Below are 25,946 nucleotides of genomic sequence, written 5' to 3' on the forward strand. Positions count from 1 at the left end.
ACGCCGATCACGCATAATCCAACGTGAGGATTCCTGCCGGCCGGTGTCTATCGATTCGAGCAGCGGAGGAGGTGCTGTGTGACCGAGGCGGCAACGGCACCCGAGGCAGCGCTGGACGACGCCACCCTGACCGGGCGCGCACGTGACGGCGATGTCCGGGCTTACGAGCAACTGGTGCTGCGGTATCAGGGAGCGATGTTCCGGTTGGCGGCGCGGATGCTGGCCGACCGGTCCGAGGCGGAGGACGTCATCCAGGAGGTGTTCCTCACCGCGTGGCGCCGCCTGGCTCAATTGCAGGACGACAGCGCCTTCCCGAGGTGGTTGTACCGGATGACCACCAATCGGTGCCTCAACGTCATCCGGTCCCGGCAGGACCGCGCCGACGTGGATCTCGACACCACCGAATCGCCGCAACGTGCGACCCAGCCGGAACACGCGGCACAGGTGCACGATGAGATGGCCGCGCTCACCGCGGCGTTGCAGCGGCTGACACCCGAACAGCGTGCCTGCTGGCTGCTGCGGGAGGTGCACGGCCGCTCCTACGAGGAGATCGCCGAGATCGTCGGCACCAACACCACCGCGGTTCGGGGGCGGATCGCCCGGGCCCGGGCGCAATTGGCGGAGGTGATGAAGCCGTGGCGCTGAAGGAGATGACCGACAGCGACTACACGCTGCCCTGCGGGCGCAGCGTCGAACAGGTGTGGGACCGGCTCGACGCCGTGGAGGCGGGGCTGGCCGACGAACACGAATCGGAGTGCCCGCACTGCGGAGCCGCGCGCGAGAGTCTGCTCACGCTGCGCGCCGCCACCCGCGAACTCGTCGACGAGCCGGATCCACCGCCGCCCGCGATGTTCGACCGGATCATGTCGGCGGTACGGGCCGAGGTCCGGCGCGGACGCATGGTGAGCCTCACCACGCCGCATCCGGGCTCGATCGAGGTGAGCGAACAGGCCATCGCGGCGGTGCTGCGCTATGCCGCCGACACCGTGCCGGGTGTGCGCGCCCGCAGCTGCCGCATCGACGACCACGGGGCCGATCCCGACGGCCGCCACGCGATCACGGTGGCGCTGTCGATCTCGCTGCGGCACGGCGACACCATGGTCGAACGCGTCGTTCCGCAGGTGCGCGAACGAGTGCGGGCGGCGGCCACGGCCCGGGCCGGTCTGGCGCTGGAGCGGCTCGATATCACCGTGGTGGACGTCTACCAGGAGGAGCCGTGAGCGCGGGATTCGCGGAGAAAGCGGAATATATCGCCTCGGATGCGGTAATCGCCGCAGTAGCGGCTCGGGCCGCGGCCTCGGTTCCTGGGGTGGCGCGGCTGGAGCCCGGTGTTCTCGGTTTGCTCGGCCATCTGGCCCGGACGGGACGGCAGTGGTGGAGCAGCCAGGACATCGCACCCGGTGCGGGCGTGCGCGTCCGCCACAGCGGTGGCTGGCTGAAGGTGCAGGTCGACCTGTCGGTGCGGGGCGGATGCCAGGTCGGCGAGGTCGGGCAGGCGGTACAGCAGGAGGTGGTCCGGATGGTCGCGCAACAGACCGGGATGCTCGTCGACGCGGTGTCGGTGGCGATTCTCGATATCGCACCGGGAGCGTCGTGACGGCGGCCGTGAGCGAGGACGAGCTGGCCGGCGACATCGTCGCCGCGATCGAATCCGTGGCGGGATTGCGTCCGGCCGTGCCGCCGGGTGTCGACCTCGCCGAATGGGTGCCGCGGCTGGGTCCGCGCTCGGCGGTGGACGTGAGTGCCGAGGTCGTCGAGATCCGCGTGATCGCCTCGGCGCTGCCGCTGCCGCCACTGCTGGACAAGCTCGCGGCGGCCGTGGGCGAACTGCAGGACGCCACCCGGTGGGCCGGTGCGCGACTGCGGATCGTGGTCACCGATCTGGACGCCGAAGCGTTCGACACCGCGATTACCTAGATCATCGATCTCGCCCGTGACATTTCGCCGTCGGCGGTGTCGTAGCTAGTGAAGGTTCGTTATCCGCTGTACCGCAAGGGAACTGAACTGGAGGTAATCATGACCAGCACGACAGCCGGTAAGGGCGCGGAGAACGCCAGGGCCGAAGCGGGTAAGGACACCGGGGGCGGCGCGGGCCAGAGCGGAGCCGCGGCCAAAGCGCCCGCCCGGACCAGCAGCGCGCTGGTCAGCGATCAGGGCACGACCGCCATCGCTGATGCCGTCGTCCAGAAGATCGCCGGGTTGGCGACCCGCGAGGTGCGCGGGGTGCACAACCTCGGCGGTGGCGCGGCGCGCGCGTTCGGCGCCTTCCGCGATCGCATTCCCGGTGCTTCGGCCAGTGTGGGACAAGGGGTTTCGGTCGAGGTCGGCGAGACGCAGGCGGCGGTGGACCTGGAGATCGTCGTCGAATACGGCGTGTCCATCGCCGAATTGGCTCGCGCGGTGCGCCGCAACGTCATCACCGCGATCGAGCAGATGACCGGACTCGAGGTGGTCGAGGTGAACATCAACGTCAACGACGTCTTCATCGAAGAGGACGAGGATCAGCCGCCGGCCCGCGAACGGGTGCAGTGATATGAACGCCACCACGATCTGCCTGATCTTCGGTCTCTCCCTCGGTTTCGCCGCGGCGTTCGGCGGTTTCGGGGCCTTCGCGGTGGTGCTGATCTTCGGTGCGCTGGGACTGGTGATCGGCCGCTGGCTCGACGGCCATGTCGACCTGTCCGGCCTGATCCGTTCGGCGCAGGATCGGGGCCGGAAATGAGTGCCGCCGCGGAGACGGCGCCGGCGCCGCTGCTCTCCGCGGCCGAGTACCGGGGTCGCACCACCGTGTCCGAGCGTGCGGTGCGGCGCTTGGCGGCGCGGGCGGCGCGTGAGGTCGACGGTGTCGCCGCCGGCCCCGAGGTGTCCGCGCGCGTGACGGCCGATACCGCCGTGCTGCGGGTACGCCTGCCGATCAGCTATCCGACGCCGGTCGCGGTGGTCACCGAGGCGTGCCGCGAGCATCTGATGCAGCGCACCCACGAACTGTCCGGACTGGTCGTTCCACGCGTGGACATCGAGGTGTCCGAACTGGTCAACACGATCGAACCCACCGGACGGCTGCGATGAACCGCAGGCCCCGGCGCATCACCCCGGCCGTACTGGTCGCACTGGCGTTGCTGGTGATCGCGGTCCTCGTGGCGGTGTCGCTGATCCAGAACCTGGGCAACGCGAAGGAGTTGGTGTCCTACCACAGCATCGCGGTGCGTCTGCACGACACGACCTGGCACAGCTACTGGGTGCTCGGTGTCGGCATCGCGCTGGTGGTGCTCGGTGCGGTGCTGCTGCTCGCGGCGCTGCTGCCCGGCCGGCGCGTGGTGGAAGCGCTGGACGCCGAGGAAGGGATGGACGCCGGAATCACCCGGCGCAGTCTGGACGGCGCCCTGACCGATGCCGCGGGCTCGGTCGCCGGCCTCGAAGCGGCGCGAGTTCGCCGCGGCCGCAAGAACATTCGGGTCACCGGCCGCGCCGCCCACCCCGACCACGCCGATCTGGAGCAGACGGTCAACGCCGCCGTCGGCGACCGCCTGGCCCGCATCGCCCCGAAATCCGCCCCACCCGTCAGCACCCGCCTGCGCGCGGCGCAGCAGCCGGAGCGGGTGGACAAGCGAGTGCATGTTCGCAAGGAGGTGTTGTGAGCGACAATCGCGCAGCGGCTCGCGACACCGACCGGGTGCGGGTGTCCCGCAGGTCACAGGAGGTGTCGTGAGCGACAATCGCGCAGCGGCTCGCGACACCGACCGGGTGCGGGTGTCCCGCAGGTCACAGGAGGTGTTGTGAGTTCGAGCTCGGCCAATCGTCCTGCACGGCTCAATCGGGCGTTGCTCGCGCTCATCGGGCTGGCGCTGATTCTCGCGGGCGCCTATGCCATTCTCGCGTACGCCGGGGTGCTGCACTGGGTCGATCGGGACGCGCCGCTGGTACCCGGCACCGCCGAACCGTCGCAGTGGGTGTTCGTGGCGGTGGTGGCGGGCGCGGTGGTCGTGGGCCTGGCGGCGCTGCGATGGCTGGCCGCCCAGTTCGCGCGGCTGCCGGCACGGATGCGCTGGCATATCGGCACGGTCGGTAATTCCGGTGAGACGCTGATGGATTCGAATGTCGCGGCCGCCCCGGTGGCGACCGATATCGAGTCCTATCCGGAGGTGCGGTCGGCGCAGGCCAGGCTGTCGGGTCCGGGTCGCGCACCGGAACTGCACCTGGTGGTCACGGCGGAGCCCGACGCCGATCTGACCGCGCTGCGCCGGCGCATTCTCTCCGATGCGGTGGGCCGGCTGCGGCAGGCGCTGGAGGTCGACGCCGTGCCGGTGTCGCTGGAGTTGCGGCTCGCCGATCGCGGCCGCACCGCGCGGGCGCGGTAGCGGGCGAAACAGCCTCGCCGCCAACGTTTCCCGGAGCCGGACGAGGCGGTCCGTTCAGTCGAGGGGACCGAGCACCCGCTCGACATAAGCGTTGGCGAAGCGGCCCTTCGGATCCAGCCGCCGTCGCACATCCTGGAAGCGATCCCACTCCGGATAGCGCCCGCGCAGTGTTTCCGCGGTCTGGAAGTGGCGCTTACCCCAGTGCGGCCGGCCGTGGTAGCGATCGAAAATCGCTTCGCAGGCACGGAAATACGGTTCGTAGTCCATGCCGCGGTATTGGTGCACGGCGATGTAGCAGGTGTCGCGACCTCCGGCGGGGGAAAGGAACGCGTCGTCGGGCGCCACGAATCGCACCTCGGTCGGCATCGGCGAATCGAAGTGCTGCCCAACGGCTTTGATCTCGCGAATGGCGTCGACGGCGTATTCGCGCGGGATGGCGTATTCCATCTCGGTGAAGCGAAACAGCCTGGGGGAGGCGAAGACTCGGTAGGAGCGGTCGATCTGGCGGCGGTAGCTGCCGGCATAGGCCGCGCCGCGGTGGATCCACGGGATCAGGCTCGGTTGCCGGCGGGCGAGGCGGCACAGCGCGTCGAAGGTGTGGTTGGACATCAGGATGTCGGCGAACCAGTCCACGGCCTTGGCGCGGGGCTGTTCGGCGAGCTGGACGCGGTTGTTGCGCTTGGTCATCGCCAGTGGGCTGTGCGCGAACATGTAGAACTCGAAATGTTCGTTGCCGTCGACGAATTCGTCCAGATCGGTCAGCACCTCCTCGACCGGAACGGGCCGCTCGACTCCCTCGAGGACGAACGACGGCACCAGCTGCAGCGTCACCGCGGTCACCACACCGAGTGCGCCGAGGTTCACCCGTGCCGCGCGCCAGCCGTCGGGGTCGCTGCGTTCGTCGAGTTCGATCACGCTCCCGTCGGCGAGCATCAGTTCCACCGAATGCAGTGCGGCGGAAATGTTCTGCAGCGCCGCGCCGGTGCCGTGGGTGGCGGTCGCGGTCGCGCCGGCGATCGACTGCACATCGATGTCGCCGAGGTTGGGGAAGGCCAGGCCGAGCGGGTGCAGGGCGGTACTCAGCTCGTTCAGCGTCGCACCCGCCTCCACGCGCGCCAGGCCCGTGGCGCGGTCGACCTGCAGAATCCGGTTCAGCTGCGAGAGCTGCAACAGGGTGCCGTCGGTGAGCACGGTGTCGGTGAACGAATGCCCGGCTCCGGCCACGCGCACGGTATGGCCCTCGGCCTCGGCCCGGGCCAGAAGTTCGGCGACGTCGTCACGTGTGCGCGGAGCGGCGTAGGTGGCCGGCGCGCACCGTTGATCGCCGGCCCAGTTCACCCACGAATTGGTCATGCGTCCAACTTTAGAACATGGCCGAACTGTGCGCCAGCCCTCGTTCGAGCGCGAACGTGTCCGATCACACGTCCGCGATCGGGACGCGGTACTTACGTTGCGGGGTGATCGCTCGGTAACGTTGGCGGGTGCACGGTGCCGGGCAGGGAATTACCTTCTGCGGCAGGCGAATACGGCTTCCTTCGCTTGATCGACGTCGTCGTCGTTCAGGGGCGGAACCGTCAGCTGTTGCCGCGGGATGCAGTCGCCGCGCACGCCGTCCAGGACGATGGCCATGTAGCGGCGCCAGACCTCGGGATTCACCGGCTTGGCGAAGCTTGCGATCGCCTCCACCATGTTGATCATCGCGAAGAAGTCCGACGCGGCGATCCCGGGCCGCAGGACGCCCTCGGCGGCGGCCTTGTCGAACAACCTGGTGACCATCGGCTTGATCCGTTCGCGAACCGAGACGAAGCGCTCCATGGCGTCGGGCAGCTCGAGCATCACCTCACCGAAGCCGCGGTTGCTGGCCATATGTTCGCAGCACCACTCGAACAGCACGGTCAGTCCGTGCCAGGTGTCGGGATCGGCATAGGCGGCCTCGGTCGCCTCGGCCATATCGGTGACGGTCTGGTCGAAGACCTCGCCGATGAGCTCCTGCTTGTTCGCGAAGCGCCGGTAGACCGTGCCCACGCCCACGCCGGCCGCCTCCGCGACGTCGTCGAGGGTCACCTCCAGGCCACGATCGGCGAACAGGTCTCTGGCCGCTCTGAGGATCCGCGCGTGGTTGCGGGCGGCATCGGCGCGCAGGCGCCGGGGAGCGGGAGCGGCCGTGGCGTGATTCACACTGCGATATTACCAAGTTCGGGGATTAACCGGAGGCGCTCTCTCCGTTATCGTGATAGCTTTCCATGCAAGCGGAGGCGACTCCTCCACTTCAACTTCCACCTCAACCGCCGTCGGACAAGGAACCCCATGACTTCCGCGATCGATCTCGAAAAGAGCCGGTCGGACCTGCCGTCGAGGCATTCGTCCGGCTCCGCGGGCCGCCGTGGCTCGCACGCAATGCGCTGGTGGGTGCTCGCCGTGCTCGGCGTCGCCCAGCTGATGGTCGTGCTGGACGCGACCGTGGTGAATATCGCACTTCCCGAGGCCCAATTGGACCTCGGCTTCTCCAACGCCGACCGCCAGTGGGTGGTCACCGGTTATGCCCTGGCCTTCGGCAGCCTCCTGCTGCTGGGCGGCCGGCTGAGCGATCTGTTCGGCAGACGCACCACCTTCATCATCGGACTGGTCGGCTTCGCGGTCGCCTCCGCGGTCGGTGGCGCGGCCAACGGCTTCGAAATGCTCGTGGTGGCTCGTGTCGCCCAGGGTGTGTTCGGCGCTCTCCTCGCGCCCGCCGCGTTGTCGCTGCTGACGGTGACCTTCACCGAACCGTCGGAGCGGGCCAAGGCCTTCGGCATCTTCGGTGCCGTCGCCGGTACCGGTGGCGCGCTCGGCCTGCTGCTCGGTGGCGCGCTCACCGAATGGGCCTCGTGGCGCTGGGTGATGTACGTCAACCTGATCTTCGCCGCCGTCGCGCTGGTCGGCGCCGTGCTGCTGCTGGCCAAGCACACCGCCGAGCACCGGCCCAAGCTCGACATCCCGGGCACGATCACGGTCAGTGCCGCCCTGTTCGGCATCGTCTACGGCTTCTCGCACGCGGAATCGCACGGCTGGTCCAACGGGCTCACCCTGACCTTCCTCATCGGCGGTGCGGTGCTGCTGGGCGTGTTCGCGTGGCTCCAGACCCGCGTCGAGCACCCGCTGCTGCCGCTGCGGATCCTGCTCGACCGCACCCGGGCCGGTTCCTACATGACGGTCTTCGTCATGGGTATCGGGATGTTCGCGATCTTCCTGTTCCTGACCTACTACATGCAGCTGACGCTGAAGTACTCGCCGATCATGACCGGCGTCGCGTTCCTGCCGATGATCGCGGCGATGATCGCCTCCTCGACCACGGTGCCCTCGCTGCTGCTGCCCAGGATCGGACCGAAGATCACCGTCGCCGCCGGCTTCCTGATCGCGGCCGCCGGGATGGCGTGGCTGACCCGGATCGGACTGGACACCGGCTACGCCTCGCACATCCTCCCGGCGTTGATCCTGCTGGGCCTGGGTCTCGGTGGCGCCATGTCGACCGCCTTCCAGGGGTCGACCGCCGGTGTGCACCACGAGGACGCCGGTGTGGCCTCGGCGATGGTGAACACCAGCCAGCAGGTCGGTGGCTCGATCGGTACCGCGTTGCTGAGCACCATCGCGTCCTCGGCGGCGGCGAACTACCTGTCCGGCCGCCAGCCCACCCAGCTCGCGGTCGCCGAATCGCTGATCAAGAGCTACACCACCAGCTTCTGGTGGGCGACAGCGATTTTCGTGGTCGGCGCGGTCGCCGCGGCGGTGCTGATGCCCAGCACCGCACCGGCCCCGGCCGAGGGCGAGCCGGTGCTGGCGCACTGAGCACGACCGCGGCCACAGGGTGAATCACCCTGCGTGACAATCGGATAGGTGCCCCGGACTCGACGAGTCCGGGGCACCGTCGTCTCTCGGTGCGGGTCGCGCTGGGTGAAGTCCGCGAACGGGTCCGCCGCTGTCCCGAGTGCGTACGGCACGGGCCGCGTCGTCTCGTCGCCGGAGCCACCGGCCGGCCGCGGCGACACGAGGGACGCGCCCGAGCGTCGTTCGGTGGCTACTGCCGTGGACGGGGCCGCGATGCGCCGGCACCCGTCCGGGCAGTGACCGGTGCGGATTCGGTTACTCCTCTCCGTGCCGCCGGAGAGCAAACCGACGGCTAGCGGCAGGGCGGCGCTGGTGAAGCGGTTCGGGACGGGGGCTGCCGAGTCATGCGCGGTCCGGCGGATCGCGGATGGGAGCCGAACAGGGCAGGCCGAATCCGTCGCCCGGACATCGCCCGGTCGGGGCCGCGCAGTCGATGTGGCGGGCCCGCGCGACCCGGATGCCGGGCCGCGGCGCGATCGCTGACAGTTAGCATGTCTTCACACATTCGGTCGGGCAGGGAGGTGCACCAGGTGGGTTCGCGAACCGGCGCCGCGGTGGTGGTCACGCCGGAGGGGCCGAGCGTGGCCCGGACGAGTTTTTGCTCGTCGCAAGCGAATCCGTTAGTCTGGACAGCTCTCTGTGGCATATGCGACCGCTGCTCCGCCCGATCGGACGACGCTCTAGACTGCACGGATCGGGTGTGGTGGGTCCGCCGCTCGGATCGGTGGGCGGTGGTGGTGACAGCGCGCGGCGCGGCAGAACGGACAACTGGTACGGCACGACGACAGGGGGTTGGCGATGAGTGAAGCACCGGACGAGTCCGCGATGCAGATCGTCACCGAAGCCGATGCGTGGCAGCCGGATCCACGCTGGCGGTCCGCGGCCCGCTTGACGGTGCTGCTCGGTGAGGACGACCACTACAAGCATCGGCCCCGCTATCACGAGATCGTGCGGCGGGCGCGCGACAGCGGCCTGGCCGGGGCCAGCGTCTGGCGCGGTATGGAGGGCTACGGCGTCTCCTCGCGCATCCACACCAGCCGCATGCTGGATCTCGCCGAGAACCTGCCCGTGATGGTGATGATCATCGACGATTCGCAGCTGCTGCGCGATTTCGTGGTGGCCAACGCCGAACTCTTCGAATCCGGGACCGTGACCCTGTCCGCGGTCCAGGTGTGGCAGTCGGGCGGGGTGTCGCCGTGATTGTGATGACGAGCCGGGCGCAGGCGCCGAGGAAGGGAGGCCCGAGCATGGCCCACGATCGAGCCGGCCGACCGGCGCGGGCCAGCGATCTCGAGGATCTGCCGCATCTGGTGACGGCGTACTACAGCCGCATCCCCGATCCCGCCGAACCCGCCCAGCAGGTGGTCTTCGGCACGTCCGGCCATCGCGGTTCGAGCCTCGATTGCGCGTTCAACGAGGCCCACATCCTCGCCATCACCCAGGCGATCGTGGAGTATCGCGCCACCCGCGGCATCACCGGCCCGGTGTATCTGGCTCGCGACACCCACGCGCTCTCGGAACCGGCGTGGACCACCGCGCTGGAGGTGCTGGCCGCCAACGATGTGACCGCCGTGATCGACAGCCGCGGGCGTTATACGCCGACCCCGGCGCTCAGTCACGCGGTGCTGCGCCACAATCGGGGCGGCACCCGCCATCAGGCCGACGGCATCGTGGTCACGCCGTCGCACAATCCGCCCCGCGACGGCGGTTTCAAATACAACCCGCCGCACGGCGGGCCGGCCGATACGGTCGCGACCGACGCCATCGCCGAGCGCGCCAACGAACTGCTGCGTGGCGGGCTGGCCGGAATCAAACGCACCACGCTGCAGCATGCGCTGGCCACCGGTGTGCAGCGCTACGACTATCTCGACCAATACATCGCCGATCTGCCCAACGTGTTGAATCTGGACGCGGTGCGCGGCGCCGGAATCCGGTTGGGCGCGGACCCGATGGGCGGCGCCAGCGTCGACTACTGGGAGGAGATCGGCCAGCGCTACGACCTCGAACTCGAGGTGGTCAATCCGTTCGTCGACCCCACTTGGCGGTTCATGACTCTCGACAGCGACGGCAAGATCCGGATGGATCCGTCCTCGCGCTATGCGATGGCCTCGCTGGTGGCGATCCGCGACGACTACGACATCTCCACCGGCAACGACGCCGACGCCGACCGGCACGGCATCGTGACACCCGATGCGGGATTGATGAATCCCAACCACTTCCTGGCGGTCGCCATCGAATATCTGGTCGCCAACCGGATGGGATGGGACGCGCTGACCAAGATCGGCAAGACCGCGGTGACCTCCTCGATGATCGATCGCGTGGTCGGCGTGCTGGGCCGGCAGACCCACGAGGTGCCGGTCGGCTTCAAATGGTTCGTCCCCGGATTGTTCAGCGGTTCCCTGGCTTTCGGCGGTGAGGAGAGCGCCGGGGCCTCGTTCCTGCGCCACGACGGCACGGTGTGGACCACGGACAAGGACGGCATCCTGCTGGCGCTGCTGGCCGCCGAGATCACCGCGGTCACCGGCCAGAGTCCGTCGGCGCGCTACGCCGAACTCGAAAAGCGTTACGGCACACCGGCTTACGCGCGCATCGATGCCGTCGCGAATGCCGAGCAGAAGCGGCGGCTGGCCGCACTGACACCGGACGACATCACCACCACCGACATCGCCGGGGAATCGGTGCTGTCGGTGCAGACCCGCGCCCGCGGCAACGGCGCGGCGCTGGGCGGGGTCAAGGTCACCACCGAGAACGCGTGGTTCGCGGCCCGCCCGTCGGGCACCGAGGACAAGTACAAGATCTACGCCGAATCGTTCGAGGGACCCGAACATCTGGCGCAGGTGCAGGCGGCCGCGGAGGAAGTGGTCGGACGCGCACTCGGCATCGAGGAGTCCGCGGTCGACTGATTCGCGGGCATGTGGTGAACGACAGTCACGGTGCCGGTTCCCGGCTGCCCGCCGAGACCTGGGTGCTGATCGGCGCGGCATTCATCATCGCGCTCGGATTCGGGCTGGTCGCACCGGCGTTGCCGCAGTTCGCCCGCAGCTTCGGCGTCGATGTCGCGGCCGCCTCGGCGATCGTGAGCAGTTTCGCGCTGATGCGCCTGCTGTTCGCGCCGGTGAGCGGGCGGCTGGTGCAGCGGTTCGGTGAGCGCGCGCTGTATCTCACGGGTCTGCTGGTCGTGGCCCTGTCCACCGGCGCGTGTGCGCTGGCACAGACCTATTGGCAGCTGATCGTGCTGCGTTCGCTGGGCGGGATCGGATCGACCATGTTCACGGTCTCCTCGCTGGGACTGGTCATCCGGCTGTCGCCGCCCGGTGAGCGGGGGCGGGTGTCCGGGTTGTGGTCCACCAGTTTCCTGATCGGCTCGCTGGCCGGTCCGCTGCTCGGTGGTGCGCTGAGCGGGCTGGGGCTGCGTGCGCCGTTCGCGATCTACGCGGTGGCCCTGCTGGCGGCGAGTGGCGTGGTGTTCTGGAAGCTGCGCGGTTCGCATCTGGCCGAACCGGTGGGCGCCGAGCCGATGCCGGTGGTGAGTTTCGGTCGCGCACTGGCCGATCCGGTGTACCGGGCCGTGCTGTGGTCCAACTTCGCCAACGGCGCGGCGGTGTTCGGCGTGCGGATGGCGCTGGTTCCGCTGCTGGTTGTGGAGGTTCTCGGCGAGTCGCCGGGAGTCGCGGGGGTGGCGTTGACGGTCTTCGCCTCGGGGAATGCCGCGGTGCTGTTCGCCTCCGGCCGCTTGTCGGACCAATGGGGGCGCAGACCCTTCCTGATCGCCGGCACCCTGGTGTGCGCGACGGGCACGATCGCGCTGGGGCTCGCGCCGAATGTGGTGTGGCTGCTGGGGGCCTCGTTCGTGGCCGGTCTCGGCTCCGGAATGTACACACCCGCGCAGCAGGCTGCGGTCGCCGATGTGATCGGCCTGCGGGCGCGCGGTGGCCCGGTGCTGGCCGGTTATCAGATGGCCGCCGATCTGGGCACCGTCGTGGGGCCGATCGCCATCGGGTGGCTGGCGCAGCGGGTGTCGTTCAGATTCGCGCTCACGGTGACCGGTGCGCTGCTGGTGGTGGCCGCGGCCGGATGGACGGTGGTGCGCGAGCCGCTGCGGAGGCATCTGGTCACCGCGTCCGCCGACTGAGTGCCGCGACGTCGGCCGCGCGGTCCTACCTGGCGGGAGCATCGGCCTTCGATCGCCGAGACCGCCCTACCCTGTGGCCGACCTACTGGATCCACAGAACGGAGATCACCGTGCCGGCTCGTCGAATACGGAAATCGGCTCGGATCGGCGTCGGTGTCCTGGCAGTGGGCTTGGCGGCCGTCGCCTGCTCCGGCGCCTCGGAGACCGATCCCGCCACCCTGCGCGCGGGACAGTTGCTGACCGCGCGGCCGCTGACGAGTGCCGCCGCCCTGTCCGGTGCGGCGAGCACGCGCCTGATCACCTATGTCTCCGACGATGCGCACGGGCAGCCGATCGTGGTGTCGGGCACCGTCGCGGTGCCTGCGGGAGCACCGCCGAAGGACGGCTGGCCGGTGCTGAGCTGGGCCCACGGGACCACCGGCTACGCCGACACCTGCGCGCCCTCCGCCGACACCGCGGACGGTCCGGATCACGACTACCTGGGACCGGTGAACCGGATCCTCGGCAGCTGGGTCGCCAAGGGCTATGCCGTGGTTCAGACCGATTACGAAGGGCTCGGCACTCCCGGCGGGCATCCGTACATCAACGGCGCGAGCGAGGCCGATACGGTCGTCGACATCGTGCGCGCGGCCCGGGCGCTGGATCCCACGATCGGGAAGCGCTGGGTCGTCGCCGGGCACAGTCAGGGCGGGCAGGCGGCATTGTTCACCGCGCAGGCCGGGGCCGCGCGGGCGCCTGAACTGGAGCTGAAGGGTGCGGTGTCGATCGCGCCCGGTGGGGTGGGGCTGAGCGGGACCGTCGACTACCTGCGATCGAATCGCCCCGGCGCCGAAGGGGCCGAAGCTTTCCTGCCGGTGATTCTGCTGGGCGCGCACGCCGCCGAACCGGCCATCGATCCGGACGCGTTGGTGACGCCGCAGGCCGCGCCGCTGCTCACCGCCGCGCGGACCGGCTGCCTCGCCCAGATCCGCGCGGTGCCACCGGTGCCGCCGGCGCAGGTCTTCGCGCCGAACGCGGACGTCGGACCGCTGACCCGCTATCTGGACGAGCAGGACCCCAGCCGCGTGACCCCGACCGTGCCGACGATGATCGCCCAGGGCACGGCCGATGCCGCCGTCGCGAAACCGGGTACCGACGCTCTGGTGAAAACGCTGTGCGGCAGGGGAGTTCGCATCGACTACCGGGTCTACGACGGCCAGGATCATCGCGGCAGTGTGCCCGCGTCACTGGCCGACGCTCAGGATTTCGTGGCGCGGGTGATGGCGGGCGAGCCGACCGCCACCTCCTGCGGTCACTGAAACTCACTGCGATACAGAGTGTCTCGCCGCCGGCCCGTGTCGGCGGCGATTCGTCGTGCGCTGACCGAAGTGTGCCGACAGCCGGTGATCCGGCGCGGATTCCCGGTTCACCGCCCGTGTCCCGCTGAACGAGAGGCCGCTCCCTGCACGCGCCACGCTGTGACATGTTCCACAGGCATGTTGTTTGCGTATCACCGTCGGCCATGTCTGCAATTGTGCAGTGCCACGGTGATTTTCGAGAGGAGAACCGATGAGGGTTCAACGCTGGGTCGCCGCCACCACGCTCGCCATCGCGACCGTCACCGCCTCGTCCGCGTACGCCGCGGCCGACCCTGCCCTGCCGGATACCGCGGCGCCGGCACCGAACAGTGCTGCCACGGACGGCGCCGTGCACTACCGGGCCGTGAATACCGGTGCCGCAGCGGTGATCACCACCGATTCGGGTTCGATGGACGTCTCGGACGGGATCTTCCGGATAAGATCCGCCGCCGGTGCGGTGCTGGCGGGGATCCCGCTGACGATTCGTATCGACGACGTCGCCTATCCGGTCGAGGCATCGATTCGTGACCACACCGCCACCCTCACTCCGGTCGCGCTGCCGTTCGAGGACGAGGCGCCGTGGCGTACCCGCTACGAGCGAGAGCAGGCGGCGTTTTCCCGTGCCGCGCTACAGATTACGACCGCCGCCGCGGGTGGCGCCGCGGTCGGCACCGCGATCGGCGGTATCGCCGGATGTGTCGGCGGAGCGCTGGTCGGCGCCGTCGTCACCGGCATTCTCGCGGCGCTGTTCGGTGCGGGGCCCCTGGCGGGCTGTCTGGCCGGGATCGCCGTGGGTGCGGGGATCGGCGCCTTCGCGGGCGCCTTGCTGGTCGCGGCCCCGGTGGCCGTCGCCTCGGTGATTCAGTACTTCACCACAATCAACGAGCCGTTCGTCCCGAAGGGGCAGCCGGCGAAGTGAGCACAGGCTGCGAGTTCGCGTCGCCGGCCTACTCGGCCTGCGGCGCGAATTCGGAGCTGCCCCCGAAAGACGCTGCGGGAAAGCGCCTTCCGGTATCTCAGCGAATGGTGCCGACGCCGGGGACGAGGGGCAGGTCCAGCGGTGTCACCCAACCGGGCGGCAGGGCGTTGACCGCGGGCACGGCATTCAGGGCCCGCATCCCGGTGGCGAGACATCCGGCCACCGCGGGGGTGCGCCCCGATCCGTCGGTGAACCGGAAGGAGGTTTCCTGCGAGATGGACGGCGAGCCGACGATGTCGACCCGGTACACATCGTCCTTCGTGCCGGCGGGCCAGTCGGGAGCCGCGTCGGTGCCGATGCGGTTGACGTGCTCGAGCGTGATGACCTCGCGGCCGCGGTAGATCCCGTTGATCGTGAACCGGATGGCGGCGACGTCGCCGGCCGCGACGACACCCTTCGCGGACGGCCGATCCACGGGAGTCACCCATTTCTCCCACGTGGTCGTGATGGTGTCGAGTTCGATGCCGACGGCCGTCGCGATCATCGGCACGGTGGCGCCCCACGCCATGATCAGCAGCTCGGGGATCTCCAGCATGGCCTGGAATTCCGGCGGCCGCCCGATGCCCATCTCGACTTCGTAATCGCCCTCGTAGGAGGTGTAGTCGAGCAGCTCCGAGGCGCGCACCGACTCCACCTCCCCGCACAGGCCCAGCAGTGTCATCGGGAACAGGTCGTTGGCGAAGCCCGGATCGATACCGGTGGTGAAGCAGGACGCGCCACCAGCGGCGCACGCCTCGGTGATCGGATTGCGCCAGGCGGCGGGTGTCTGCGCCATCTCCGGCCACACCCACGGTGTCATCGCGGTCGAGCACACGTCGATCCCCGCCCGCAGGAACGACCCGATGACCCGGATGTTCTCGTCGGCGAACTGTGCGGTCGGCCCGTAGTGCACCACCGCGTCGGGGCGCAGCGCGATCAGTTCCGCCACCGAATCCGTGGCGCGGATACCGGTTTCGCCGCCGCCGCACAGCAGTCCGGCGTCACGCCCGACCTTGTCCGGGTTGCTGACACCGACGCCCACCAGTTCGAAGACCGGATGGCGGATGATCTCGGCGAGCACCATCGAGCCCACCACTCCGGTACCCCATAGGACGATTCGCTTCTTCGCGTCGGTCACCGGAACTCCTTGCAGCCGTGATTATTTCAGTTGTGGTATTCGCCGCAGTCGACGGTGAGAATCTGTCCCGTGACGGCGGAGGCGAGGTCGCTGGCGAGGAACAGGGCGGCGCGGGCCACCTCCTCCGGGGCGGCGAGGCGTTTGAGGTCGGTGGGTTCGGCCTTGCGCCGGTAGATCTCCTCGTGGGTGACGCCGTCCTGGGCGGCGAGCCAGTCGAAGTAGGCCTTGTTCACGTCCTCGTAGATGTAGGAGGGCGCGACGCTGTTGACCCGGATGCCGCGCGGGCCCAGTTCGGTGGCCAGCGACGAGGCGAGATGGGCGAGTGTGCCCTTCGACAGTTTGTACCCGGCGTAGATCGGCTCGGAATCGAAGCTCACACAGGAATTCAGCATGATGATCGAGCCGCGCGTGGCGGCCAGCGCATCGGCGAACAGTGTCGAAAGCCGCAGCGGCGCGAAGACATTCGTCTCGTTCGCGGTGCGCAGCGCGTCCAGCTCGATCCCGGTGATCGGTTCCATCGGCGGGATGGCGAAGGCGTTGTTGATCAGGCAGTCGACTCGGCCGAATTCGGCGAGGGCCCGCTCGACCAGCGCACTGCGCTGCTCTTCGTCGGTGATGTCGGTGGGCACCACCAGCGCCTTGCGGCCGTGGGACCGCACCACCTCGGCCATCTTCTCCAGCCGGCGCTCGGTGCGGCTGACCAGCACCAGATCCGCGCCCATCCGGGCGGCCTCGGCGCCCAGTGCGCGGCCGAGACCCGGGCCCACACCCGACAGTACGACGACCTTGCCCTCGAGCAGGGGGAGTGGCCGATAGGTATCCGTGGCGGCGATCGGCTGGTCGGTAGTGGACACGACGTCTCCTCGAATTCAGCAGTTACAGAATGTAACGACTCAGATGTGACAGACTGTAACGACTGATGCTCGCGCTGACAAGGACGGTTGTGTCGTGAACGCTCGCCATCGACTCGGGCCGCATCGCGATCCGGAGGTGGATCGAGCGATCCTCGAGGCTGCCCGCGAGCTGCTGGTGGAACGGGGCTATGCCGCCGTGTCGATCGATGCGATCGCCACCCGCGCCGGGGTGAGCCGGCCCGCGATCTACCGGCGCTGGCCGTCGAAGGCGCATCTGATCGCGCGAGCGGTCTTTCCGGACGTCGGCGGCGAAGAGGTGGCGACCGATCTGGTCGAAGAGATCCGCACGGTGATCCGGGGCACGATCCAGCTCTTCGGGGCGCGGCCCGCGCGCGAGGCGATGCCCGGGCTGATGACCGAGATGCGTGCGGATTCCGGTCTGTATCAGAAACTTTCGGCACGGCTTGATACGCCGACCCGGCGCGAACTAGCGCGATATCTGGATTCCGGGGCCGTCCGCGGCGGGGTCGATTCGGACACCGTGCTGGATATGATCGCCGGCGCCGCGCTGTTCGCCATGTGTATCCGGGATATCGACGATACGGAGGGGTTCGCCCGCTCGCTCGAGGAATTGGTCCTCTACGGACTGGTCGGTGTGCCCGCAGGCGAGGCGGAGGAACCGCGGGCGTAGGCCGGCGATATCCGGTTGCCGGGAAATCGGACGGCCGGATTCCGGCGAGGGACCGGTTTTGGCAGAGTGGACGCCGTGAATTCCTCGGATTCGAAATACACACCGCGACCGATGTCGAACCGCACCACGTATGCGCTGGGCGCGGTGGCTCTGGTCGTCGTCGCGGTGATCGTGGTGCTCGTCGTGCGCTGGAACAGCGACCATGGTCTGACGGTGCAGGAGGACGGCTACGGCGCCGCGCACGATCCCGCCGTGCAGGCGCTACTGGATTCCGACGGCGCGATCGTGCTCGGTAAGACCGCCGCGGCGAAGACGATCGATATGTTCGAGGATCCGATGTGCCCGTCCTGCGGGGCGCTCGAGCATTACTACGGACAGCAGATCGCCAAAGCGATAGACCAGGGGAAGCTCGCGGTGCGCTACCGGTTCGTGAACTTCCTGGATCCCAAGTCGAGCAGTAAGGACTATTCCACCCGCGCGGTGGCCGCCGGCGAATGTGTGGCCGATGCCGGTGACGGCCCGGTGTTTTCGAAATTCCACATGGCGCTGTTCACCACGAAGCAGCCCAGCGAAGACGGCGGCAATCTGACCAACGATCAATTGGCCGCGATCGCCAAGGATTCCGGTGCGCCCGCCGACGTGCAATCCTGCATCGCCAAGGGGGACCGGGTGGACTCGGCCCGTAACCACGCCCAGTCGTCGCTCGCGGCCTTGAAGGACGCGGTCGGCCAGGTGCAGACCCCCACTGTGCTCGACGGCGGCAAGAACGTCGACGTGGAGAATTCGGATTGGGTCACCAAGCTGGTGAGCTGATCACCTCCGCGCGGCACTGTCGCGCTTGTCGAGGTCCCGGCCCGGACGGTATCCCCAACCGCCCGGGCCGGAGTCGTAGTACCGGCGTTCAACAGATCTCGTCGTCGCCGAGTAGCACCTCATAGATGCGATTGCGCGCGTCCGCGATCGCGTTCACGGTGTCACGCAATTGCCCTGCCATGGCGGCATAACCGGTGCCCGCGGCCGTGCGGTCGAGTTCGGATTCCAGCCGGAGCCGCAACTTCTCGAGCGCGGCGATCCGTTCCCGTTCCACACCGGCGTCGATAACGGTCGGCGCGGGTGGACGATCCTGGCAAGTCATGGTGTTCGCGGTGTCCTCCGATCACTCGTGTGTGCAGTTGTGGTGCGAAAGATGTTCAGCGCCGGTAACTTTCACCGGCCAGGAGACAGTCCTCCGGTGTGCCCTCCGCGAGGCGTCGATGCACCAGGGCGTGATCCCCGATCGGGTATGCCGGGTCGAGCGTCGAAACAGGCCATGCCGCAACGGATGTGGATACCGGGCCCGAGCCGACCATCGGCGTCCCGGTATCCCGATGCGGGAACAGGTAGCGAGCCACCTCGTCGACCGTGGTGTGCACGTCGCCGGTCGGACTCGTCCACCGCACCCGGTCCGCATCGAGCCGGCGCACCTCCCACCGGGTCCTGTGCTGCACGGTGAGCAGCGCCAAGCGGGAATGATGGGAACACAACGTAAACCGTTGTCCGCTCAGCGAACTCGCGTGGGATGCCCCCGCTGCTGTACGGCCGTTGCCGCGGGCGTATGCGGATTTCCCGATCGGCGATTCCGTTCCGGGCGCGACATCCCGATTCTTCTGGCTGCCGGCGGCACCACCGGGCCGACTCCCGTCGGTATTGCCCGTGCTCCCCTCCGGTACGGGCAAGTCTGTTGTCGCGGCGGGCATTACGCAGCCCGGGAATGCGCACAGGCCGTCGATTCGCACGGCGGATTCGGCCACGGAGACCGATTCGCCCCGCTCGGCGATCCGCCGCGCAAGCTCGGCGTCGATCGGCCCGTAGCCCGCCAGATAGGCGGGTTCCTCGCTCTCCCCGCTCAGAGCTTCGGCGCTGACGCCGACCTGGATCAGCGGGCGGCGAGTCCTGGCACGTCCGGCCGTGCGTAGCGCATCCGACGCGAGGTTCTCGGAAACTGTTGCGGTACAGCGCTTTCCGCGTCCACAGGCACAGTCGAGCCGCTGCGCCCCCTCGGCGAGGGCGACGAGCGCGTCCGCGCGGCGTTGCGGCATGGTGCGCGGGTCCTCGGGGCACACCTCGTATGCCATGTCCCGCAGTCGCATCGCGACCGTTTCTGCCCCGTCCGCGGGCAGAAGACCCGCCACGACCGCGGCGCCGTCCTGGACCGCGGTCAGGCGGATATCGCGACAGTCCTCACGCTGTTCGCGCCGCCGCTGCTCACCCGGGCCGTCGAGTCGGCTCAACCAGCGCCGCGCGGTCTGCCGTAGCCGGGCCGGTGTGGTTCGTGCGGCGGCCTCGACGAGCGGGACTTCGAGATCGGCCAGCAGATCGCTGGACAGTCCGCGCGCATTGTCGACGATCACCTGCACCCGCGACAGATCGATGCGGCCGGATCCGAACGCCTCCCGCGTATGCGGCAGCGCGTCCAGTGCCAGCCCGATATCGATCAGCGCGGCCGCGACTTGCTCGGAAACCTGCACCGCCGTCGAGACTTCCGCCGCGGCGAACTCTCCCGCCCGCACCCCGCCCGGTCCGGGCGCGGCGTTGCCGGCGCGATGCCGCCGATACAACTCGCGCACCGCCCGCACCTCCGCCGCCTGTGCGAATGCCGCCGCCCCATGTGCCCGTCGCAGCGCATCGACCAGCCCCTCGTCGCTCATCGCCTGAAGCTCTCTGCCATCGAACATGTGTTCGAGTCTATCGTTCGAACGTGTGTTCCACCACCCCTGTATGCAGGCGATTTGGTGCGCCGAACTCAGGTGGTGTAACTTCTTTCAAGCACGCGGGGAACACCCCCGGGGTGCGAAAATCTGGGGCTATGGCGCAGCTGGTAGCGCACCACACTGGCAGTGTGGGGGTCAGGGGTTCGAGTCCCCTTAGCTCCACTTCACAGCGAATCCGCAGGTCACTGACCTGCGGATTCGCTGTTATGTGGCATCGCGCGAACTCGTTGCGCTAGTTGATCGCCGAAGATGAGTACGACGAAGCCGGCGATCACTGCGGATGCTTCGCTGGGGTCGATGTGCCTGTGCGCGGGTTGCGGCAGCAGGCCCTCGACGAGGGACAGTCGGTTTGGGTCGCTTCCGTTCGGGTATGGGCTGGGCAGGTCACCGCATCTTCCCGGGAATATGCAGCGATCGAGAACGCGTCGGTTCAAACGAGTAGCCGACGCGTTCGACCGGCCCAGTGTGTGTGCCGGTTGACGAGCCCGCGACGAGTCGGCGCGGCGGGCACGCGCCCGCTGCGATTTTTCATCGGTCGTGCGGATTCGGGTCGCCGGTTCGCCATCGCCGCACCGCGTCCGCTTGTGCGGTGCGGTTGCGCCGTTCTCGCGGGGTGATCATCAACAGTTCGTCCACGGTTGACGCGTCGCCGGTGGTGGCGGCGGCGTTCATCGCGGCGAGGGCCCGATCGTCGTCGGTGTAGGGCGGGACGACCAGGATGACCAGTCGACGGTCGCGGGTGCCCAGCATTTCGATCGTGTTGACGGTCCCGTTGCGGTGGCCTTCGAGGCGGATGGCCAGCCCTTCGACGACCAGATCGCTGGGCGCGTTCGCCCACTCACCGAGGCGATAGGTGATCCGGCGGACGGGTCCGAGCCGGCCCGACACGCTCGCCAGCAGCGCGGGCAACTCGACAGCGAGGTCGTCGCTGCGCGGCCACCACGCTCCGTCGACGTAGCCGGTCTTCGCCGAGTCCGGTTTCAGCCGCAGCCGCGGTACCAATTCCCCGACCGAGCCCGAGTTCTCCCTGTTCGGGTGAACATTGTCCGGTGTCATGGTCGACGCTCCTGTCTCGAGCGGGTATCGGTCCGTTGCGGGTGTCACGGTCCGGGTGGTGGGCCGAGATGGCCGGCCGCGGCAAGCCGCATGCGTTCCCGGGCGACCTCGGGCGCGGTGGCGGCGGGGATGACGAGCAGTGCGAGTGCGGTGTTGTGCGCTCCGTAGAGATGCATGACCTCGGGCGGTTGGTCGTCGCTGCGGCCCTGTATGCGAATGTGGTCGTCGGTACCGATGCGTCGTTGGGCGAGACTTGTTGCGTTCCATTCGAATCCGACGCGCATCGTGGTCCCGAGGCGTGGGGTGACGGCGCTGATCAGGTCGTGCAGTTCCGACGTGAGATTCGGGGTCCACGGCCACCAGGCGCCGTCGACGTTTCCGGGGACGGCACCGCGTTCGCGGAGCATCAGACGGGGTGTGCGTGTGGGTGTGCGGAAGGGCTGTCGCTCGTCCGAGGCGGACGTGTCCGTCTCGAAGTGGTTGACGATCGGACGTCGTGTATGGAGGCGGGGCATGATCTATCCCTCCCGTGGAGTGCCGGCGGCCACCAATTGGGAGTGGGCGGCGCGGGCGTCGGTGGATGGAAGGATCACGCGGAGCACCATGACGGCGGTGTCGGCGCCGACGACATACATCGTGTTGCGCAAGTGGAACGGATAGGGCTCGAGGCTGATCGAACGACTTCCGACCGTCATCTGCCGGGGTGGGGGTGACCAGCCGTCCGGGTCGTAGACGATCCGATCGACCGGACCCAGCCGAATCGTCAAGACAGCCAGGAGATCCGGGAGTTCGGTAGCGAGGTCGGTGGACTCGGGCCACCACGCACCGTCGATGTAGTCCGAGTGACGATTTTTCGGCTTCAGGCTCAGTCGCGGTGGGTGGTGGGTCACCGCGGCTTCGGGCGGGCCGGTCGAGAGGGGAGCCGGGGCGGGGGAGGCGCGTTCCGGTAGGGGATCGAGGTAGCGGCGAATTGCTTCCGGAAAAGCCTTGGTCTTCGTTGCGATTGTGTGAGCGATGGTCATGATGGACCGGTCCTTACTCGTCGAGGCGGGATGTGGTGGCAATGATCGGCATGTCGACTGTTGCCTGTGCCCGAATCCGTGGCTGCCGACTCGCCGAAAGAAGAGGGACGCGGGTGCCGACGCTCGAATGGGAGTGACTACTCCAGTAGACGCCCATGTCGAGACAATGTCAACGCTGTAGGTATACAGTTTATATCTACGGTTGTCGGCATCGGAGGAAATGAGCCCGCGTCATGAACGAAACGTCATCGGAGGTCCAAGATCCGACAGGTGGTGCCCGCATGGGTCGTGCCGCGAATGGTCGTGGCGCCGGTCGGGTCACCCGCGTGGGAGTACTCGCGGCGGCGCTGGCGATCATCGACAGTGACGGCGTCGAGGGATTGTCGATGCGCCGCTTGGCCGAGGCGGTGGGCCGGGACCCGATGGTTATCTACCGGCATGTACCGAACAAGGCGGCGGTGCTCGACGGTGTCGCCGAGATCGTCTTCGCGCAGCTGCGAGTGGACAGCGCCGACCCGGACTGGGCCGGCGGGCTACGGAAGGTCGCTCGCGATTTCCGTGCCCTGGCGCTGGCGCATCCCCGGGTGGTGCCGTTGCTGGTGACGCGGCCGCTGGCGACACCGCTCGGGCAACGTTCCCCAGCGGTGGTACGGCCGCTCGAGGACGTACTGGCATTGCTGACCCGTGCCGGTTTCTCCGGAGCCGATGCTCTGCACATCTATCGTGCATTGTTCGGCTTCCTCTACGGCCATGTGCTCAATGAGCTCCAAGAATTGGTGGAACGCCCGGAAGAGACCGACGAAGTGCTGCGTCTCGGTCTGCATCGGTTGCCGGTCACAGAATTCCCGTTGCTACGCCGACTCGCCCCGCTGCTGGCCGATTACGACGGCCGCGCCGAATTGGAACGTGGACTCGACATCCTGCTGGCCGGCCTCACGGCCACACTGTCACATCCCCGCGCGGATCCCGCCACACGCGATGCCGCTGCCCGCGGGGCGGAGGAAGGATGACCGCCTTTCACGGAAGGTCGTGCGAGCTTGATGACAGGCGGCGGCCGAGGGTTTTCAGTCCGGCGCGGATCCGCGCTTTGGCGGTCGGTAGCGGGATGTCGAGGTCGATGGCGACCTGAGCGTAGGTGCGGTCACCGTAGAAGGCCAGCTCGATGGCTTCGCGCTGGCGGCTGCGAAGTTTGCACACTTCCCCGGCGACGGCGCGTTGTTCGAGGCGCTGGCCGACCTCGTCGTAGACCACGTCATGGTCGGGTGAGAACTGTCTGCGGCCGAAAGCGCGTTCGCGGTCGGCCAGCGCTTGCTCCGAGCGCACCTGGTCGACAGCGCGACGATGCGCGAACATCATCAGCCATGCCATCGGACTTCCGCGGTCGGCATCGTAGTCCCCGGCCGCGATCCAGATGTGAAGATATATTTCCTGGCTGACTTCCTCGGCCAGAACCGGACTGTGCAGGATGAAGGTCAGTCTGGCGAGCAACCGAGGTCTGGTCGATCGATAGAACGCGGCGAAGGAATCGGTGTTGCCGTTCGCGGTCTCTTGCAGCAAGGTAGTCAAACTTGCAGAGTTGGTCGTCGAAGTACCGTCACGGGGACGGAGCTCGTCCTTCATCGCACACCGTTCGTCTCGCGAAATAGGTGATGCCGGGCGGCGAAGGTGCGTGCCACCTGGCCGAACCGCCGAGCTGATACTGGCGCCGCGCACCGCTGAAATTCGCCCCGACGCGTATCGAGGGTCCACGTCCGGGTCGGCAGAAGCGGCCGGACTGCGTCGTCGGATCGGCGACACCTACACCATCGCTCAAGGATGCCGGGTGTTAGCAGCGTGAGGGGCGTCGTTACCGGACCGACACCGGTTCGCCGCTGATTTCGATGTCTGGCTACCGAGAATTTATGCGAGCGGCCGCCGGAACCGGATCGCCCGCACCATCCGGTGAATTGTGCCGATCCGCAGGCCCGCACTCGCCGAAAGGCGCTCGCTGCCACGCCCGGGGCGGATAACAGGGGGACGGGTCTGCGGGAGCGGACTTGCGCCGAGCGCTGCGTGTAGAGTCGAGGCATTCGGCGGCATCACGTGCGCTGACCAGCAGAGGTAGCGACGTCCCCCGAATGCGATATCCGGTCTTCGCGGAGGCCGCGGCAGGAGCGTCCCATGACGCCACCATCACTGAGCGCGTCTGTGTCCGTCCGTGATCGAACGCTCACCGACCCCCCTCGATTCCGTCCGCGCCCGGATTCTGACGCGAGCGGCTATATCGATGCGACTTGGTGGCCACGATCGAGCAATCTGACAGCCGAGCTGCCCGATCTGATTGCCGCAGTTCGGCCGCGAGCAGAACAGATATGGCGCATCGTCTACGATCCGCGCACCTGGTCGACCACCGACCGGCATCCCATCGTCGCGGGACGCGCTGTGCGACTGGACCGGTACCCGTTCGAGTTGTTCGGCATCATGTATCTGTGCGCGACCAACGGCACCGTGATCGTGTTGCGAGCCATCCCGGAGAGCACCGATCCTGCCCTCGCGACATCGGTACTCGCGGCGGCCGGGCGAACCGCTCGGAACGACGCTGCCCGGCAGTGACGGCCGCGAACCCTGAATCGCGACCACGTTCCGTCACGAATATGCCGCGACGAGGCGCGACGACCGAGCCGTCCATGTCGGTGCCGCGGAGATACAGGGGTCCCGATCGAGAAACCATCGGACAGCGGCGGGCAGCGGCATGGCACGGTGGCCGGCAATGTCGCCACCCGGGGTAGTTCATGATTCCGGCTTGTCGGCGCCGGCGCTTACGGCCCTGCGCATCTGCGCGTGTGCCTGGTCTGCGGGGGTGGCGGGATTGATCACCAGCAATCGAAGGTGCCGATCGTGTGGGCCGAAGACATACATCACTTGGGGTGGCTGGTCCGGAAGCGGGCCGGTGACCTCGATCCCGTCGGGCGCGTCGATGCGACGTTGGGACAGGCTCAGCGCATTCCAGTCGAAGCTGATCCGGGCGGTCGCGCCCAGTCGCGCGGTGAGGGCGGTGACCAGGTCGTGCAGTTCGGTGGTGAGGTTGTCGGTTCTGGGCCACCATGCGCCGTCTACGCCGCCGGATTCCTCGTCACCCTCGCGCAGCAGCAGCCGCGGTGTGCGGGTCGGTTTGTCGAATGGTTGCCCACCGTCGGCGCCGGCCCGGAATCGGCCCGGGCCGCGGTCGGCGGCGGCACCGCCGCTGTCCTGCGGTGGGTTCTGTGTCATATCAGGCCTCCCACACGGGACGCGGATCGGGCGCAGGATGGGCTGCGTGTGCCGCGGTCTGCCGGGTCCGTCGGGTCCGGTCTCAGGACACAGAGTGTGTGGGCGGGCAGGTGCCGGTATCCGTCCAGGCGAACCGATCGTCCGCCGATCATCGCGCGCCTCGGTGCCGGCTGCCAGGCGTCCATGCTGTACATGATTCGGTCGATGCTGCCTGCCCGCCGGCCCAGCGCCTCCAGATCGGACAGTTCGGCGACCAAGTCGGTCGTGCGGGGCCACCGGGCCCCATCCACCGAACCCGGGCGCGGTGCTCGCGGTGTCGGTAACCGGCGTGATACCGGTCGGCTGTGGAGGGTAAAGCGTGGCGAGCGGTCCTGCGGGATCGGCTCGTGTTGTCGCGTCATCACGACGCTCCTGACCGGGGCCGCGTGGCGGGCCCTGTTCATTGGCCGGGCGACGACGAGATCACGGGTGGTTTCGTACGAAAAGCCCCCGGCATCTTCCATCCTACCCACGCCCGCGGCGCCCACCGGGCCGATA

Annotated in this window: 31 protein-coding genes and 1 tRNA gene; 20 read left to right on the top strand and 12 right to left on the bottom strand. The window is 68.3% G+C overall.

What is annotated here, in order from left to right; translation table 11 throughout:
- The first annotated feature begins 78 nt into the window (after positions 1 to 78).
- The 9 genes from AC5592_RS09930 (at position 79) to AC5592_RS09970 (ending at position 4,358) form a co-directional block, all read left to right on the top strand.
- Positions 79 to 645: an RNA polymerase sigma factor gene (locus AC5592_RS09930; RefSeq protein ID WP_084506520.1), complete on the top strand. Its 567-nt coding sequence runs from the start codon at positions 79 to 81 to the stop codon at positions 643 to 645.
- Positions 636 to 1,220 carry an anti-sigma factor family protein gene (locus AC5592_RS09935; protein WP_198163799.1) on the top strand — a complete coding sequence of 195 codons (585 nt, stop codon included), beginning with the start codon at positions 636 to 638 and terminating at the stop codon, positions 1,218 to 1,220. The genes AC5592_RS09930 and AC5592_RS09935 overlap by 10 nt, the downstream gene beginning before the upstream one ends.
- On the top strand, positions 1,217 to 1,597 hold the full coding sequence (locus AC5592_RS09940) for an Asp23/Gls24 family envelope stress response protein (RefSeq protein ID WP_036509844.1): 381 nt from the start codon (positions 1,217 to 1,219) through the stop codon (positions 1,595 to 1,597). Before AC5592_RS09935 ends, AC5592_RS09940 begins: the two co-directional genes overlap by 4 nt.
- A complete protein-coding gene (locus tag AC5592_RS09945; protein WP_232329284.1) occupies positions 1,594 to 1,917 on the top strand; it encodes a hypothetical protein in 324 nt (107 codons plus the stop codon). The genes AC5592_RS09940 and AC5592_RS09945 overlap by 4 nt, the downstream gene beginning before the upstream one ends.
- A 99-nt stretch (positions 1,918 to 2,016) precedes the next feature.
- The gene (locus AC5592_RS09950; protein ID WP_036509943.1) at positions 2,017 to 2,532 is read left to right on the top strand and encodes an Asp23/Gls24 family envelope stress response protein; all 516 of its coding nucleotides are present in this window, start codon (positions 2,017 to 2,019) and stop codon (positions 2,530 to 2,532) included.
- A 1-nt stretch (position 2,533) separates the two neighbouring features.
- Positions 2,534 to 2,722, top strand: a complete 189-nt coding sequence (locus AC5592_RS09955; protein ID WP_030515548.1) for a hypothetical protein — start codon at positions 2,534 to 2,536, stop codon at positions 2,720 to 2,722.
- Complete coding sequence (locus tag AC5592_RS09960) at positions 2,719 to 3,069, top strand: hypothetical protein (protein WP_063064014.1); 351 nt, start codon at positions 2,719 to 2,721, stop codon at positions 3,067 to 3,069. Before AC5592_RS09955 ends, AC5592_RS09960 begins: the two co-directional genes overlap by 4 nt.
- Complete coding sequence (locus tag AC5592_RS09965; protein ID WP_051025544.1) at positions 3,066 to 3,638, top strand: DUF6286 domain-containing protein; 573 nt, start codon at positions 3,066 to 3,068, stop codon at positions 3,636 to 3,638. The genes AC5592_RS09960 and AC5592_RS09965 overlap by 4 nt, the downstream gene beginning before the upstream one ends.
- Before the next feature lie 138 nt (positions 3,639 to 3,776).
- Positions 3,777 to 4,358 carry a hypothetical protein gene (locus AC5592_RS09970; protein WP_036509839.1) on the top strand — a complete coding sequence of 194 codons (582 nt, stop codon included), beginning with the start codon at positions 3,777 to 3,779 and terminating at the stop codon, positions 4,356 to 4,358.
- 54 nt (positions 4,359 to 4,412) lie between these two features.
- Here AC5592_RS09970 and AC5592_RS09975 read toward each other — a convergent pair whose 3' ends face one another.
- Together AC5592_RS09975 and AC5592_RS09980 are read right to left on the bottom strand one after the other, a co-directional pair.
- On the bottom strand, positions 4,413 to 5,711 hold the full coding sequence (locus tag AC5592_RS09975; RefSeq protein ID WP_036509837.1) for a D-arabinono-1,4-lactone oxidase: 1,299 nt from the start codon (positions 5,709 to 5,711) through the stop codon (positions 4,413 to 4,415).
- Between the two features lie 150 nt (positions 5,712 to 5,861).
- A complete protein-coding gene (locus tag AC5592_RS09980) occupies positions 5,862 to 6,536 on the bottom strand; it encodes a TetR/AcrR family transcriptional regulator (RefSeq protein WP_036509835.1) in 675 nt (224 codons plus the stop codon).
- Between the two features lie 129 nt (positions 6,537 to 6,665).
- Between AC5592_RS09980 and AC5592_RS09985 the strand changes: the two genes are divergently transcribed.
- The 6 genes from AC5592_RS09985 (at position 6,666) to AC5592_RS10010 (ending at position 14,610) form a co-directional block, all read left to right on the top strand.
- Positions 6,666 to 8,183, top strand: coding sequence for an MFS transporter (locus tag AC5592_RS09985; protein ID WP_084506524.1), 1,518 nt, complete (start codon positions 6,666 to 6,668; stop codon positions 8,181 to 8,183).
- A gap of 837 nt (positions 8,184 to 9,020) precedes the next feature.
- Complete coding sequence (locus AC5592_RS09990; protein ID WP_083871489.1) at positions 9,021 to 9,422, top strand: DUF190 domain-containing protein; 402 nt, start codon at positions 9,021 to 9,023, stop codon at positions 9,420 to 9,422.
- A 47-nt stretch (positions 9,423 to 9,469) separates the two neighbouring features.
- Positions 9,470 to 11,125, top strand: a complete 1,656-nt coding sequence (pgm, locus tag AC5592_RS09995; RefSeq protein ID WP_036509833.1) for a phosphoglucomutase (alpha-D-glucose-1,6-bisphosphate-dependent) — start codon at positions 9,470 to 9,472, stop codon at positions 11,123 to 11,125.
- Between the two features lie 14 nt (positions 11,126 to 11,139).
- Complete coding sequence (locus AC5592_RS10000) at positions 11,140 to 12,354, top strand: MFS transporter (RefSeq protein WP_198163800.1); 1,215 nt, start codon at positions 11,140 to 11,142, stop codon at positions 12,352 to 12,354.
- Between the two features lie 104 nt (positions 12,355 to 12,458).
- Complete coding sequence (locus AC5592_RS10005; protein ID WP_371507202.1) at positions 12,459 to 13,652, top strand: alpha/beta hydrolase family protein; 1,194 nt, start codon at positions 12,459 to 12,461, stop codon at positions 13,650 to 13,652.
- A 250-nt stretch (positions 13,653 to 13,902) separates the two neighbouring features.
- A complete protein-coding gene (locus AC5592_RS10010) occupies positions 13,903 to 14,610 on the top strand; it encodes a DUF8020 domain-containing protein (protein WP_063064015.1) in 708 nt (235 codons plus the stop codon).
- Positions 14,611 to 14,707: 97 nt separating this feature from the next.
- Here the strand turns inward: AC5592_RS10010 and AC5592_RS10015 are convergent, their stop codons facing one another.
- Complete coding sequence (locus tag AC5592_RS10015; RefSeq protein ID WP_063064176.1) at positions 14,708 to 15,733, bottom strand: NAD(P)H-dependent amine dehydrogenase family protein; 1,026 nt, start codon at positions 15,731 to 15,733, stop codon at positions 14,708 to 14,710.
- Between the two features lie 80 nt (positions 15,734 to 15,813).
- Positions 15,814 to 16,641: an SDR family oxidoreductase gene (locus AC5592_RS10020; RefSeq protein ID WP_232329285.1), complete on the bottom strand. Its 828-nt coding sequence runs from the start codon at positions 16,639 to 16,641 to the stop codon at positions 15,814 to 15,816.
- A gap of 94 nt (positions 16,642 to 16,735) precedes the next feature.
- Here AC5592_RS10020 and AC5592_RS10025 point away from each other — a divergent pair, with 94 nt between their 5' ends.
- Positions 16,736 to 17,332: a TetR/AcrR family transcriptional regulator gene (locus tag AC5592_RS10025; RefSeq protein WP_036509825.1), complete on the top strand. Its 597-nt coding sequence runs from the start codon at positions 16,736 to 16,738 to the stop codon at positions 17,330 to 17,332.
- A gap of 111 nt (positions 17,333 to 17,443) precedes the next feature.
- Positions 17,444 to 18,145 (top strand): DsbA family protein, encoded by a 702-nt coding sequence (locus AC5592_RS10030; protein WP_063064177.1) that lies wholly within the window; start codon positions 17,444 to 17,446, stop codon positions 18,143 to 18,145.
- 88 nt (positions 18,146 to 18,233) lie between these two features.
- Here AC5592_RS10030 and AC5592_RS10035 read toward each other — a convergent pair whose 3' ends face one another.
- A complete protein-coding gene (locus AC5592_RS10035) occupies positions 18,234 to 18,419 on the bottom strand; it encodes a hypothetical protein (protein ID WP_036509821.1) in 186 nt (61 codons plus the stop codon).
- A 103-nt stretch (positions 18,420 to 18,522) separates the two neighbouring features.
- Positions 18,523 to 20,046, bottom strand: coding sequence for a DUF222 domain-containing protein (locus tag AC5592_RS10040; RefSeq protein WP_084506526.1), 1,524 nt, complete (start codon positions 20,044 to 20,046; stop codon positions 18,523 to 18,525).
- Between the two features lie 125 nt (positions 20,047 to 20,171).
- Between AC5592_RS10040 and AC5592_RS10045 the strand changes: the two genes are divergently transcribed.
- A tRNA-Ala gene (locus tag AC5592_RS10045) sits at positions 20,172 to 20,244 on the top strand.
- Positions 20,245 to 20,610: 366 nt separating this feature from the next.
- On the opposite strand, the gene AC5592_RS10050 is transcribed toward AC5592_RS10045, so the two are convergent.
- The 3 genes from AC5592_RS10050 to AC5592_RS10060 form a co-directional block, all read right to left on the bottom strand.
- Positions 20,611 to 21,138, bottom strand: a complete 528-nt coding sequence (locus AC5592_RS10050) for a DUF5994 family protein (protein ID WP_063064017.1) — start codon at positions 21,136 to 21,138, stop codon at positions 20,611 to 20,613.
- A 44-nt stretch (positions 21,139 to 21,182) separates the two neighbouring features.
- Positions 21,183 to 21,545, bottom strand: coding sequence for a DUF5994 family protein (locus tag AC5592_RS10055; RefSeq protein ID WP_232329286.1), 363 nt, complete (start codon positions 21,543 to 21,545; stop codon positions 21,183 to 21,185).
- Positions 21,546 to 21,656: 111 nt separating this feature from the next.
- Positions 21,657 to 22,160 (bottom strand): DUF5994 family protein, encoded by a 504-nt coding sequence (locus AC5592_RS10060; RefSeq protein ID WP_063064019.1) that lies wholly within the window; start codon positions 22,158 to 22,160, stop codon positions 21,657 to 21,659.
- A gap of 281 nt (positions 22,161 to 22,441) precedes the next feature.
- Here AC5592_RS10060 and AC5592_RS10065 point away from each other — a divergent pair, with 281 nt between their 5' ends.
- The gene (locus AC5592_RS10065; protein WP_051025538.1) at positions 22,442 to 23,170 is read left to right on the top strand and encodes a TetR/AcrR family transcriptional regulator C-terminal domain-containing protein; all 729 of its coding nucleotides are present in this window, start codon (positions 22,442 to 22,444) and stop codon (positions 23,168 to 23,170) included.
- Between the two features lie 7 nt (positions 23,171 to 23,177).
- On the opposite strand, the gene AC5592_RS10070 is transcribed toward AC5592_RS10065, so the two are convergent.
- Entirely contained in the window at positions 23,178 to 23,780 is a 603-nt protein-coding gene (locus AC5592_RS10070) for a sigma-70 family RNA polymerase sigma factor (protein WP_084506528.1), read from the bottom strand.
- Positions 23,781 to 24,320: 540 nt separating this feature from the next.
- On the opposite strand from AC5592_RS10070, the gene AC5592_RS10075 reads away from it, so the two are divergent.
- Positions 24,321 to 24,752 carry a DUF5994 family protein gene (locus AC5592_RS10075; protein ID WP_232329287.1) on the top strand — a complete coding sequence of 144 codons (432 nt, stop codon included), beginning with the start codon at positions 24,321 to 24,323 and terminating at the stop codon, positions 24,750 to 24,752.
- Between the two features lie 177 nt (positions 24,753 to 24,929).
- Here AC5592_RS10075 and AC5592_RS10080 read toward each other — a convergent pair whose 3' ends face one another.
- Positions 24,930 to 25,409: a DUF5994 family protein gene (locus AC5592_RS10080; protein WP_063023213.1), complete on the bottom strand. Its 480-nt coding sequence runs from the start codon at positions 25,407 to 25,409 to the stop codon at positions 24,930 to 24,932.
- Complete coding sequence (locus AC5592_RS10085; protein WP_371507174.1) at positions 25,406 to 25,912, bottom strand: DUF5994 family protein; 507 nt, start codon at positions 25,910 to 25,912, stop codon at positions 25,406 to 25,408. Before AC5592_RS10085 ends, AC5592_RS10080 begins: the two co-directional genes overlap by 4 nt.
- Positions 25,913 to 25,946 lie beyond the last annotated feature (34 nt).

Source organism: Nocardia violaceofusca NBRC 14427, from assembly GCF_963869435.1.
In the GTDB taxonomy this organism is placed as follows: domain Bacteria; phylum Actinomycetota; class Actinomycetes; order Mycobacteriales; family Mycobacteriaceae; genus Nocardia; species Nocardia aobensis.

Bases quoted from the DNA above. Each gene is read 5' to 3' on its own strand.
- AC5592_RS09950 (WP_036509943.1), top strand. From the start codon at position 2,017: ATGACCAGCACGACAGCCGGTAAGGGCGCGGAGAACGCCAGGGCCGAA.
- AC5592_RS09955 (WP_030515548.1), top strand. From the start codon at position 2,534: ATGAACGCCACCACGATCTGCCTGATCTTCGGTCTCTCCCTCGGTTTC.
- AC5592_RS09960 (WP_063064014.1), top strand. From the start codon at position 2,719: ATGAGTGCCGCCGCGGAGACGGCGCCGGCGCCGCTGCTCTCCGCGGCC.
- AC5592_RS09965 (WP_051025544.1), top strand. From the start codon at position 3,066: ATGAACCGCAGGCCCCGGCGCATCACCCCGGCCGTACTGGTCGCACTG.
- AC5592_RS09975 (WP_036509837.1), bottom strand. From the start codon at position 5,711: ATGACCAATTCGTGGGTGAACTGGGCCGGCGATCAACGGTGCGCGCCG.
- AC5592_RS09985 (WP_084506524.1), top strand. From the start codon at position 6,666: ATGACTTCCGCGATCGATCTCGAAAAGAGCCGGTCGGACCTGCCGTCG.
- AC5592_RS09990 (WP_083871489.1), top strand. From the start codon at position 9,021: ATGAGTGAAGCACCGGACGAGTCCGCGATGCAGATCGTCACCGAAGCC.
- pgm (WP_036509833.1), top strand. From the start codon at position 9,470: ATGGCCCACGATCGAGCCGGCCGACCGGCGCGGGCCAGCGATCTCGAG.
- AC5592_RS10010 (WP_063064015.1), top strand. From the start codon at position 13,903: ATGAGGGTTCAACGCTGGGTCGCCGCCACCACGCTCGCCATCGCGACC.
- AC5592_RS10015 (WP_063064176.1), bottom strand. From the start codon at position 15,733: ATGGTGCTCGCCGAGATCATCCGCCATCCGGTCTTCGAACTGGTGGGC.
- AC5592_RS10030 (WP_063064177.1), top strand. From the start codon at position 17,444: ATGTCGAACCGCACCACGTATGCGCTGGGCGCGGTGGCTCTGGTCGTC.
- AC5592_RS10040 (WP_084506526.1), bottom strand. From the start codon at position 20,046: ATGTTCGATGGCAGAGAGCTTCAGGCGATGAGCGACGAGGGGCTGGTC.
- AC5592_RS10050 (WP_063064017.1), bottom strand. From the start codon at position 21,138: ATGACACCGGACAATGTTCACCCGAACAGGGAGAACTCGGGCTCGGTC.
- AC5592_RS10055 (WP_232329286.1), bottom strand. From the start codon at position 21,545: ATGCTCCGCGAACGCGGTGCCGTCCCCGGAAACGTCGACGGCGCCTGG.
- AC5592_RS10060 (WP_063064019.1), bottom strand. From the start codon at position 22,160: ATGACCATCGCTCACACAATCGCAACGAAGACCAAGGCTTTTCCGGAA.
- AC5592_RS10065 (WP_051025538.1), top strand. From the start codon at position 22,442: ATGGGTCGTGCCGCGAATGGTCGTGGCGCCGGTCGGGTCACCCGCGTG.
- AC5592_RS10070 (WP_084506528.1), bottom strand. From the start codon at position 23,780: ATGAAGGACGAGCTCCGTCCCCGTGACGGTACTTCGACGACCAACTCT.
- AC5592_RS10075 (WP_232329287.1), top strand. From the start codon at position 24,321: ATGACGCCACCATCACTGAGCGCGTCTGTGTCCGTCCGTGATCGAACG.
- AC5592_RS10080 (WP_063023213.1), bottom strand. From the start codon at position 25,409: ATGACACAGAACCCACCGCAGGACAGCGGCGGTGCCGCCGCCGACCGC.
- AC5592_RS10085 (WP_371507174.1), bottom strand. From the start codon at position 25,912: ATGGAAGATGCCGGGGGCTTTTCGTACGAAACCACCCGTGATCTCGTC.